This is a genomic window from Streptomyces sp. NPDC025618 (genome assembly GCF_055558795.1).
Window position 1 is genome coordinate 41,516 of sequence record NZ_JBVHLW010000038.1, and the last position, 10,753, is coordinate 52,268.

The following is a 10,753-nucleotide window of genomic DNA, read 5'->3' on the forward strand; positions in this document are numbered from 1 at the left end:
GGTGGTTTCTGAGGCGTTGTTCGTGATGATTCATGTGGGGCAGAAGGTCGGGCACCAGCGGAACCTGGAGCACGGGATGGTGACGCGTTCCTGGGGTTTTCCGAGGAAGCCGGACTGGTACGGGCGGCGGGAGCCGGACTTCGCGGTGCTGGTGACCGGGGCGGCGCCGCGGGTGCAGCCGGGGGAGTGGGAAGCGAAGTCTGTGCGGATGGTGCTGTGCAAGGTGCAGGTCGGTGTGTACGAGGGCACGGCGCCGCACTGGCCGGACGAGGTCGCCGAGGAGCGGGTTATCTACCCCTACCGGCTGGGCCTGGAGCCGCTGGCCGTGCTCGACGATGTGCCGCTGGGCCCGGACGGTCCGCTCAGCGCGGAGGCGTCGCAGGCGGCGCGCCGGTCGGGCACCCAGCAGGGGGTGGGGTACCTGGTGGCGATGGACCCGCAGCCGTTGTTCGACGCGGCCGGCATCGAGGCCGACTGGGCCGCGGACCATGACGTCGCGCTCGCCGCGACACCGGGGGTCACGCTTGAGCAGTTGGAGGGCCCCAACAGCCCCCGGCGCGGGCGGCGGGGCGCGGGCCGGCAGATGGACCCGGAAAAGCGCAAGGCGGTCGAGCTGTACGCCGAGGAGAAGGCCGTCACCCACTACCAGGATCCCGGGCGGGGCTGGACGGCACACAAGGTCGGCAAGCCCTACGACCTGCGTCTGGAGCGGGAAGGGCTGGAGCGGCGGGTGGAGGTCAAGGGCACTACCGGCGCCCCCACCAGCGTGGAGCTGACCGTGAACGAGGTCTTCCACGCCCGCGATAGCCGTCACACCGTCGACCTGTTCATTGTCAGCGACATCAAGGTCACCAGGACGGACGGTGCGTACCACTGCAGCGGCGGCGACGTCCTGCTGCTCGAGGACTGGCAGCCGGCCGAGGAAGACCTGCGCCCCACCCGCTACCAGTATCTCGTCCCCCAGCCCTCGGCCGCCTCCCAGCCGTAACCGCGGTCCGGCTCGCCCGGTCCGGCCCCCTGCACCCAAGGGCGCGACTGTACGACATGGACGCGCGGCATACGCGGATGCGGACGGGCCACTCCGGTGTGCCGGGCGGGGACACCCCCGAAGCTACGGGCCGGGTCCGCGTGCCCAGGCAACGCCGCCCGGCCACCACCGGGCCGCACTCACCCCGCGCGGGGCCACCCGTGCTGCTTCATGAAACGCATCCGACCGAGGAGACGACGATGCCGTTGCTGCGCATGTCCGTGCACGAGTTCGTCACCCGGTGCCAACAGGGCACGGTGGCCGATGAACTGGCCGAGTGTCACCGGCAGGCGCGACTGGGCCGGCTGGAGGACGGGGAGATACGGTCCTGGCGTAACAGCTTGCCGGCCCTGGCCCGCGTGCTGGACGAAGCCGAACTGCAGCATGTCGAGGTATTGATCGAGTACCAGCTGGCCTTGTCCAGCCTGCGGGCCGACGTGGTGCTGGCCGGCTGGCACCCCCGTACGTCTCAGCCGTCCTATGTCATCGTCGAGCTCAAGCAGTGGACCCACGCCCGGGCCCTGCCCGGCACCGAGGACCTCTGTCTGCCAGGAGCCGGCAACAACAACCGGGCCTTCTTGCATCCGGTCGCCCAGGTACGGCGCTACTGCCAGTACCTGCAGGACTTCACCACCGTGCTGGACGCGGAACCCGACGCGGTGGTCGGCGTGGCCTACCTCCACAACGCCGATACCACCAACGTGGCCGGCCTGCTCGCCCTTGAATCCGACCGCCACGGGCGCCTGTTCACGCGCAGCACCCGCGATCAGCTGATCACCTACCTGCAGGAGCGCCTCTCACCCGCTCACGGCACTGCAGCCGCCGACGAACTCATCGACAGCCCCCTGGCACCCAGCCGTCCCCTGCTGCGCGCGACCGCGGAAGAGATCCTGCACGCCGACCGGTTCGTCCTGCTCGACCAACAGCAGGTCGCTGTCTCCCTGGTCCGCCGCGCCGTGAAGAAGGCCCGCGAAGCGGACAGCAAAGAAGTCCTCATCGTCACCGGCGGCCCCGGCTCCGGTAAAAGCGTCATCGCCCTGCACCTGATGCGCCACCTCGCCCACGACCGCCACACTGTGACCCACGCCACCGGGTCCAAGTCCTTCACCCGCACCCTCCACCACGCCGTCGGCACCGACAACCCCCGCGTCCGCAAGCTCTTCGGCTACTTCATGAACTTCGCCGACGCCCCCAAGAACGGACTGGACGCGCTGATCTGCGACGAGGCCCACCGCATCCGCGCCCACTCCGTCCGCCACCGCGGGGTACGCCAGATCGACGAACTCCTCGACGCCGCACGCGTCCCTGTCTTCCTCCTGGACGACCACCAAGTCGTACGCCCCGGCGAGATGGGCAGCCGCAAAGCGATCGACCAGGCCGCCGCCGCCCGAGGCCTGCGCCCGCGCCACATCGACCTCAACGGCCAGTTCCGCAACGGCGGCAGCCGTGCCTACGAACAGTGGGTCCTGCGCCTGCTGCAGTTCACCGACGAGCCCGCCACCGAGTGGGCCGACGAGCAGACCTTCCACGTCCGAGTGGTCGACTCTCCACAGCAGATGGAAGACCTCCTGCAAGCCGAGGAGGCGCAGCACCGCACCGCCCGCATCACGGCTGGCTTCTGCTGGCGATGGAGCGACCCGCGCCGCGGCCGTCTGGTCGACGACATCACGATCGGCTCCTGGCGCAAGCCGTGGAACCTGCGCGGTGAGTCCCCCCTCGACGGCGTCCCCCCGTCCTGGCTGTGGGCCACCGACCCCGAAGGCTTCGGCCAGGTCGGCTGTATCTATACCGCCCAGGGCTTCGAGTACGACTGGAACGGCGTCATCCTCGGAGACGACCTCGTCTGGCGTCAGGACCGCTGGCTCCCCAACCCGCAGGCCAGCAGGGACCCCGCGCTCAGCGGCACCGACCCAGCCACCTTCCTCCGCCTGGTCCGCAACACCTACAAAGTCCTCCTCACCCGTGGCATGTCCGGAACCCTCCTGTACTCCACCGACCCCGAAACCCAGGCACGACTGCGCCAACTGGTTCCCGCACCGACTGCGGCAGAGCCCGACCCGCCTGCGCCGTTCCAGCAGCCCACCTGAACCACAGCACCCGAAGTCACCACGTACGCTGCCGGGCTGGGCTGGCGAGCCGGCCCCGACCTGCCCCTCCTGGCCTCGCCGGAGGAACAGGCCGGGTTCCTGGCCGGGGCGCGCACGCTGGTCGCGAGCTGGACGATTCCGGGCTCCTCGCCCGGTACGCCGACGACCAGGACGGGCAGGCCCTGGGCCGCATGGCCCCCAGCCTCCCCCACCTGGACAGCGTCCCGGCCGACCACCGGCTACGCGTGCGCATGACGACCGCCCGCGCCGCCCTCACCCTCGACCAGGACGTGGCGCATCTGGCGGCGGCCGGCAGCGTCTACGAGTTCGCCCCGGCCGCGGGCCCCGCCCTCCAAGAACTCCTCAACGGCGGGGAGCACACACGGGGGGAGCTCGCGGACGCTGTGGGCATCGGGGTGGACGACCTCGCCGGTCTGGTCCGTGAGCTGGTCGCCGGCCAGGCCGTCGCCATCACCGGGACCGTACGGTGAGCCCCGCTCTGGGTCTGGGGACGTACAAGGTGCGCGTCGTGACGAATGCGGCGCGCACCGCCTGCGTGAAGGGCGCGATGGGGGTGGACACCGCCCCCAGCTACAGCCAGGGCCGTGCCCAGCGCGAGCTCGCGCCGGTGCTCGCCGACTTCCCCGCAGTTGAAGGTCTCGACGATGGCTTATACCCAGGTGTAAGTGTCGTCGGTGACGGCGGGCAGGGCGGCGTTGTCCAAGGTGGTGTGGGGGCTGGGCAGGGCGGCGAGGGCGGGTCCGATGGGCGGGAAGATCGGCAGTCGGCTGGTCTTGCGGTGGTCGATCCACTCGATCACGCCGGTCTCGAATGTGCCGTCGTCGAGTTCGTCGTGTTCCTCGGTGGCCAGGGTTGCCCGGATGTCCTCGCTGATGTGGAGCTGGCAGAGCAGATGGATTTTGCGCGGGGGCGGGGTGGAGCCGGGGCGGGAAACGCGCTGGTCGACCACCCACAGCAGTTCCGGCTCGCTGGCTAGTGTGGTGTCGAGGGCCAGTTCTTCGAGGAGCTCGCGGCACAGTGCGGCGTCTAGGTCTTCGCCGGGTTCGACGTTGCCGCCGGGCGGGGTGTAGTGGACGGAGTCGGGGCGGTCGCGGCGGATGAGAGCCACGTCGGTGCCGCAGAACAAGAGTGCGCCGGTGCGGATTTTGATGCGGGAGAACCATGGGCTCGCCGTTGGTGGCGGCGAGTCCGCGGAAGAGCCCTTGGGCGCGGCCCTGGTTGACGATCTGCCCGGTGTCGATGGTGAAGCGGCGTGAGAAGGACCCGCTCGGCGGGCAGCCGGCGCGCTCCAGCGCCGCCGCGTAGGCGGCGACCTGCGGGTGGACCTGTCCGCGCAGGTGGACGGTGGCCCGTTGGTCGATGCGTTCGAGGGCGTCCGCCTGGTCGGTGAGCACGCCGAGGACCGCGTCGACGTCCGCGCCGGTGGCTGCCTGGTGCTCGTCGCGCCGGCCGAGGCCGAGGCGGGTCTTGTGGGCGAGCAGGGTGTTGAGGAACCAGCGGGTGGCGTCGGTGTACCCGGACACCTTCCGCACGTCCGTTGTCGGGTACAGGTGGAGGGCGGTGAAGGCGACGTCGGGGTGGAAGTCGGGGTCGGCGGCGTAGTACGGGCCGTCGGCGTTGGCGAACCGGTGCAGCCGCACTGTGCGGGCCCGGTGCGGCACCGTCAGCTCCCCGGAGCCCCGGCATCCCGGCGGTACGCTGGCCGGTGCGCCACCGTTCATCAACCACGCACGCACCCTTGACCGAAGGGGGCCCTGGTGACGGAATCGCCGCGCCGCCGCAACGTCGCCCTCGCCTACTGGGTCGACCTCTCCGGCTGCACCTACCGCGAACTGGCCGAAGAAGTCACCAAGACGGCGCGCGCCCACGGCATCCGCAACATCTAGCCTGACGGATCCCGCGTAGGACGGTGGATCAGCAGGAGCGAGCAGCCGCGCAGGCCCACCCCCGCTCTCATCGCCGAGACCCTGACCCGCCGCTGTCACCTGCCCCGCCCGCTGACCCCCGCGGACCTCGGACTGCACCACCCGCCAGGGAACGGCCGCCACACCGGCTCATGGAAGGCGGAAGCCGTCGTTGTAGCCATCATCGACACCGTCCGGAGCGACGCAGTGACCGACCAGACCAGCCCCTCCACCGCGCGCATGCTGACCGGCTCCGAACTCATCAGTGCCGTCCAGCCCTGGCTGCACCTGCCCGACGGCCCCCTCCCCAACCCCATCTGCCCCGGCTGCCTCGGCATGAACGACGTCACTAACAACCAGGCCACCACCGATGCCTTCCGCACCCTCGACAGCGCCCACGGCGGCGGCCTCTCCCGCCGCGCCGTCGTCGGACAGCTTCACGACGTCACCCTCCTCGCCCGCAACGGCCGCACCGGTGACGACGTCGGCCGCGCCCTGTTCGTCGCCATCGCCGACCTCGCCTCCGTCGCCGGATGGATGAACCACGACGTCGGCCGCCATGCACCGAGGCGCAGCACTACTTCCTCCTCGGCCTCCAGGCCGCAAAACAAGCCGGACCCACCGGCGCCGGCATCGCCGGACACCTCCTCAACTGCCTTTCCCGACAGGCCAACCACCTCGGCCGCTCCGAAGACGCCCTCGAACTCGTCCAGGCCGCCCAGTACGGCACCCGCAAACTCCCGCCCGGCCGCCTGCGGGCCTTCCTCTCCACCCTGGAAGCCCGCTGCCACGCTGTCCTCGGGCACCTCCCCGAGGCCGCCCACGCCCTCGGTACCGCCCGACGTCCTCGCCGCTGACCGCGGCAACCCCATCCCCAGCTGGGCTGCCTGGTTCGACGACGCCGAATACCAGGTCACCGCCGGCGTCTGCGAGTCCATCGCCGCCACCCACGACCCCCTGCGCGCACCCCGCGCCATCGAACTCATCACCACCGGAACCGCCCTCCGCCCCCTCGAACGGGTACGCTCCCGCGCCTTCGACCACATCGCTCTCGCCCGCGCCCAGGTCCAGGGCGGCCAGCTCGAAGCAGCCGACCAGACCACCGCCACTGGCCTTGATCTCCTGGGACGGGTGACCTCCACCCGCGTCACCGACCGGCTGCGCGAGCTCGACACCGAACTCGCCGCCACCGGAACGCGGACAGCAGCCGAGACCCGGGACCGTATCCGCACCGCGCTCACCTAGGAGCGTGGTTGCTGCTGGACGGCATCCGTAGATCCTGCCGCACCGTCACACGGGCCGCAGGCGGAGGGACCGGAATGGGGGCGGCGGTCCGGCGGATCAGCCGGATGGTCGACTACACGCATTCGTAGACCCGGTCGGCCAACTGGGCGGCGCCGGCACGGAATGGAGCGGTGCGGCAGACCACCTCTGGTGACCACTCCATCCGCCTCGTCGGCTCGTTCCCGTTCTCTGGGCGAGGGCTGGCGGCCATCACTCGTCCGGGTTCGGCCTCGCCAGTGGACCAGGCGGCCGCGCTCATCGCCGACAGCCGCTGTCCAGGACGTGCGGCTCCCGGCAGCCCTGGTGCAGCCGCGGCCGTGATGCTGGAGGCGGCGTCGGACCCCGAGCCGCTGGACGAAGCCGGGCGGGAACGAGCTGCGGAGCTGGCCGGGTACATGGATCACGATGCCTGAGGCCGAAGGGTAGGTTCGGCCTGCCAGCGTTGGCTGGCCGATGTAACAGTGCAAGGGGACGGTATGACGCATGATAGGGACATCCGGGTTGGTACTGACGTACGGATCACCGGGGGTCCGTTCACCGGCTTCACGGGCCCTGTGCTGGCAGTCGACCCTGCTCGGGGCCGCGTCGAGGTGATGGTGGACATCCTCGGTGATGCGACCAGGATCGATGTCTCCTTGCCGGATGTCATGAGAGTCAACTGAGCCTGCCGCTTTGCAGCAACGAGCAGCCTCCCGCCGTGCGGGGAAGCACGAGTGTGGCACTCCACTGTCGTGCCTGTTCTTTTCCGCCCGTAGTAAGGCCAGGCTGGTCCGGTCATGGCTGTGCCAGGGCCGGACCGGTCTGGAGATCCGGTCCACAGTGGAGGTTGGCCCGCATGCGCCGCTGCCGGGGCAGGTGCCGGCTGCCCGCTCCGCCAGCCCCGGCGGAGCAACCCGTGCGGCATCCGTCCCGGTGGAAGGAACTCGGCGCTGCAGGCTTGCAGGCCTTCCCGCAGGTGCGTGGCGGGCCCTGTGAGCTGTGAGGCTCGTGGGCTGTTTGCCCAGGTGGAGGGCGCGGACTGTGGGGGTGTGAGGCTGTGTGTCCTGCCGTAGCCGTCCAGGATGATGTGCAGGCCACGGTGGAGGAGGGCGAAGGGGCTTATGCGACAGCGCTGCTGAAGGTCACGCTTCGGCAGCCGGTGCGCGGGATGTCTTCCGGGGATGCCCTGCCGCGCAGGGTGCACGTGCTGTCTGCGGTCGCCCGCTGCGCCGGCGGCTTCCCCTGCATGTGGCGGATTACGGATGCTCGGGTTCTGGCGCTGGCGTATCACCTGCTCCAGGGCTGTTTTCGCCCCGCTGTGCGGACTCCTGGAGCAGCTGATCAGCGGACGAGGCGGTCCAGGCTGATCTCGAGGGCGAAAGGAGCGGCGGTCTTGAAGTGTCCGCGGTGAATGCCGGTCGCGACGTAGGCCCGTATGGTCTCGTCCAGGTCGTAGGAGTGGATGGCAGGCAGGCCGCCCTCATCCTCGATGCGCCAGAAGTGGGGGAGGCCGGCGCGGGCGTACTTGAAGGGCTTGGTTTCCCGGTCGCGGGAGCGGGACTCGTCGGAGACGACTTCGACGACGAGCATCACCTGCACCGGCTGTCGCCCGGATCTTCCGCTCCTGCCTCTCCGGTCCGGCCCCCTGCCCCTTACGCCGCCGGGGGCGGCGGCTTGCTTCCGCGGTCACCTCCCGGGTGACGGCCGGCACTGTTACCCGTCCCCGAGGGCGCGTGGGCGGCCCGGAGCTCATGCCGGCCGCCCACGCTGCCGCTTTCTCGGGGGGAGGGGCGGTGGAAGGCTGGCGCGTGCAGGGTCGGGCGCCCGCCTGCGGGCTGGGGCCGTGCAGCGTGCGCTCGGCGAACGCACGGATAATGCTGCGTACTTGACCAGCGGGTACGGTCTGCTGCCAGTGCTGCTCCGGTTCCAGGATGCCGTGCCGGCAGCCCAGGTGCAGTTGCACCGACCCGTCGGGCTCGGTGTGTCCGAAGCGGTAGCGCGGGCGCTGGGCGCAGCCGTCGTGCCCGCTCAGATGTACTGCCTGTGCGACGATGTCCGCGTGATGACGCCGGGGGAGCGTACGTTCCCGGCAGCACCCCTCGCACCGGAACAGGTGGCGCAGACCGGTGCCGCCTGACCGGGGGAGGAAGTGCGCTCCGCCGCCTTCAAAGGTGTTGCAGCTGGCACAGACCGGTCCGCGGACATGGCCGTGCTCGTGGCAGTGATCCCAGTAGTAGGCGCGGCGGTGCTCGCTGCACAGGCAGCACAAGTACTCGTCGGCACGCACGGACGGGTCGAGCGTCTTGTAAAGCACGCCTTGCAGGTGGCCGGTGTACGGCCGGTACCTGCTGCCCGTGCAGGGCGGGCAAAGGGTCACGAAGCCGGCCGATGTCGAGGTGCGCCACTGCCAGGGGTCCCCGGCGGCACCGCAACTGCTGCAGGCAGCGGCTTTCCGGTTGAGGAGGCCGGCGGCCTCCTCGGCCCGGGTCAGCATGGCGGCGTAAGCCTGCGGCAGCATCCACCGGGCCCCTGACCACGACATGAGGGGCAGCGGCCGGGTGCATGCGATGGTGAGGGAGGCGGCGTGCCGCATCAGGCTTTCCGGGGTCAGGCCGCACGGCAGCCCGTCGGCGCCAGGTGTGAACTCGAGGCAGGGATCCTGGGCGCAGGTACAGCCATGCGTGGTCCGTTCGCGGTAGGCGGTGCTTTCGAACCAGTTCTGGATACGGGCCCGCCATGAGCCATGTGCCGGAGACGGTGCTGTGCGCAAGGCCTGAGCCGGCACGGTAACCGCAGTCAGGGTTCCGGTGTCGATGGTGAGGCCGGCCAGCTTCCGGCCCGCATGACGCAGGTCCTTCTCCACCAGTCGCCAGCGCCCTTTGTGTTTGTATCCGCGGACGGCGCTGTCCCCGATGAGGACGTGACCGTTGGCCTGGAAGTCGTAGCGGGCAAGCGCTCCCGGGGCAGCAGGGACGGGGCAGCTCTGGGTGAGGTCGGCGAGGATGCGCTGGGCGTACTGCGGGGAGATCAGCATGCTGCCTCCTGCCAGCGGCTGAGCAGACAGCGGTCCGCGGCGCGCCGCGGCGGCTCCTGCTCCTGCACGGGTTGCGGGAGGTCTGGAGGCACCGGGCGGTACTGTCCCGGCCGGTGCCGGCCGGAAGCCAGGAGATCTTGTTCTGCCGGCGCCGAGTGCGGTGCGCCCGGCCGGAGGACAGGGCAGCAGGAGGACGAGGGCTCGCGGCTCTTCATGGACGTCATGCGGCGACTGTCCCAGCGCCCACTGACAACCAGCCTCCAGCCATTCACACAGACATCGAAAATCCGTATCGACGTTCGGGACTGCTGTGTGGCCTGCCGGCTCGGCACCGCAGGCCGAGCAAACGGATACCGGCCCGGGCGTGCCGCCCCCCGTGACAACACCGACCTGCGCGCCTGGGTGCCACTGTCCGACGTATCCGGCGGCGTGAACGGCCACCGCCCCAAGCTCCCGAGGGCGCCGACGTGTGATCACCGAAACCGGGTGTGGGGCCGGGGCCCGCTACCGGCTGCTCGTCGGGTCGCCTCCACCCCTGCTGGTCACCGGCTGACCGGGCCGGATCCCTGCAGAGCCGACCCCTGCTGTGAGCCGGGGTCGTGCCGCCGGCCAGGACCGATCGCAGCGACGAACCCTCAGGGCGATCGATACACACTCTGCGATCAGCAGCCCGCAGACGACCTGAACCGGAAGGCCGCGCCGCAGCCCACTGAATGGCCGGGCGCCTGATCCCCGCAGGAAAGCAGGGGGCACCTCGGCGTGCTACCGCTTGTGCACAGCTCTAACGCACCAGACACATGACCGCTCTCCCTTCGTTATGAAAGCCTCGCTGCGCCCTGGCGTCTACGAATCACAGGAGAATCCAGCATCAGGCATTGATCATCGCGGGTCCGGTGTTGGCTTCGCTCACGTTGAGCGGCAGCACTCGTGCGTCGCTTCCGGAGACGGGTCTCTGAACGGGCCCCTCAAACAAAGTGACAGGGCGTCACTGATCCGGCCGCGGCGGGACCGGACCCTGGCATCGGCCGGGCGGGATCAGCTCGGGCAGCGCCATGCTGGCGAGGCTGCCGACGGGCACAGCGACGGACTCGTCAGCGATGGCAGGCCGGTGATCTTCGCGCTGCCCGCCAGGCGGGCAGCGCGGGCCGGCAGCGGAAGCGCCGCAGACTGTCTCGGTGGTGTGCTGCCGTGTGCAGCACGAGCCCATCGGCGCGGGTTGCCGCACTGACCGAGCCGGTCCGGTCCGTCTGCAGAGAAGTTCAGGCGCCCTCCCTGCAGGGTCAGTCCAGATCGTCGAAGAGAGAACCCTGTACGGACGACTTACTGATGGTTTCAGAATGAGGTTCGGAGTCGTCTCAAGCAGATTATGTTGCAGGCGAGTTGAAGCATTCCGAGATGGAGGTCGGCTCGTGTTTCG

The 10,753-nt window shown here is 70.1% G+C and carries 10 protein-coding genes and 2 pseudogenes; 9 read left to right on the plus strand and 3 right to left on the minus strand.

Translation table 11 applies throughout. The annotated features are described in order from the left end of the window. Position 1 precedes the first annotated feature (1 nt). The 3 genes from ACZ4A5_RS25780 (at position 2) to ACZ4A5_RS25790 (ending at position 3,605) form a co-directional block, all read left to right on the plus strand. Positions 2-988: a protein NO VEIN domain-containing protein gene (locus ACZ4A5_RS25780; protein ID WP_467588881.1), complete on the plus strand. Its 987-nt coding sequence runs from the start codon at positions 2-4 to the stop codon at positions 986-988. A 200-nt stretch (positions 989-1,188) separates the two neighbouring features. Beyond that, positions 1,189-3,114 (plus strand): DNA/RNA helicase domain-containing protein, encoded by a 1,926-nt coding sequence (locus ACZ4A5_RS25785; RefSeq protein ID WP_467588884.1) that lies wholly within the window; start codon positions 1,189-1,191, stop codon positions 3,112-3,114. 191 nt (positions 3,115-3,305) lie between these two features. After that, positions 3,306-3,605 (plus strand): hypothetical protein, encoded by a 300-nt coding sequence (locus ACZ4A5_RS25790; RefSeq protein ID WP_467588887.1) that lies wholly within the window; start codon positions 3,306-3,308, stop codon positions 3,603-3,605. A 179-nt stretch (positions 3,606-3,784) separates the two neighbouring features. Here the strand turns inward: ACZ4A5_RS25790 and ACZ4A5_RS25795 are convergent, their stop codons facing one another. Beyond that, positions 3,785-4,243: an NUDIX domain-containing protein gene (locus ACZ4A5_RS25795; RefSeq protein ID WP_467588889.1), complete on the minus strand. Its 459-nt coding sequence runs from the start codon at positions 4,241-4,243 to the stop codon at positions 3,785-3,787. Between the two features lie 4 nt (positions 4,244-4,247). Here ACZ4A5_RS25795 and ACZ4A5_RS25800 point away from each other — a divergent pair, with 4 nt between their 5' ends. The 5 genes from ACZ4A5_RS25800 to nusG all read left to right on the plus strand — a co-directional run bounded on the left by ACZ4A5_RS25800 (position 4,248) and on the right by nusG (position 6,985). Further along, positions 4,248-4,391, plus strand: a complete 144-nt coding sequence (locus ACZ4A5_RS25800) for a hypothetical protein (protein WP_467588893.1) — start codon at positions 4,248-4,250, stop codon at positions 4,389-4,391. A 501-nt stretch (positions 4,392-4,892) separates the two neighbouring features. Continuing rightward, complete coding sequence (locus tag ACZ4A5_RS25805; RefSeq protein WP_467588897.1) at positions 4,893-5,021, plus strand: hypothetical protein; 129 nt, start codon at positions 4,893-4,895, stop codon at positions 5,019-5,021. A gap of 225 nt (positions 5,022-5,246) precedes the next feature. Next, positions 5,247-6,284, plus strand: coding sequence for an RAD23 family protein (locus tag ACZ4A5_RS25810; RefSeq protein ID WP_467588900.1), 1,038 nt, complete (start codon positions 5,247-5,249; stop codon positions 6,282-6,284). 170 nt (positions 6,285-6,454) lie between these two features. Next, positions 6,455-6,736, plus strand: a complete 282-nt coding sequence (locus ACZ4A5_RS25815) for a hypothetical protein (protein ID WP_467588901.1) — start codon at positions 6,455-6,457, stop codon at positions 6,734-6,736. Between the two features lie 63 nt (positions 6,737-6,799). Next, complete coding sequence (gene nusG, locus ACZ4A5_RS25820) at positions 6,800-6,985, plus strand: transcription termination/antitermination protein NusG (RefSeq protein ID WP_467588905.1); 186 nt, start codon at positions 6,800-6,802, stop codon at positions 6,983-6,985. A 658-nt stretch (positions 6,986-7,643) separates the two neighbouring features. Here the strand turns inward: nusG and ACZ4A5_RS25825 are convergent. Next, positions 7,644-7,931 (minus strand): annotated as a pseudogene (locus ACZ4A5_RS25825) (Uma2 family endonuclease); the annotation flags it as partial. A gap of 256 nt (positions 7,932-8,187) precedes the next feature. Between ACZ4A5_RS25825 and ACZ4A5_RS25830 the strand changes: the two are divergent. Further along, positions 8,188-8,439 (plus strand): hypothetical protein, encoded by a 252-nt coding sequence (locus ACZ4A5_RS25830; protein WP_467588910.1) that lies wholly within the window; start codon positions 8,188-8,190, stop codon positions 8,437-8,439. 36 nt (positions 8,440-8,475) lie between these two features. Here ACZ4A5_RS25830 and ACZ4A5_RS25835 read toward each other — a convergent pair. Then, positions 8,476-9,336, minus strand: a pseudogene (locus tag ACZ4A5_RS25835) (endonuclease domain-containing protein); the annotation flags it as partial. Positions 9,337-10,753 lie beyond the last annotated feature (1,417 nt).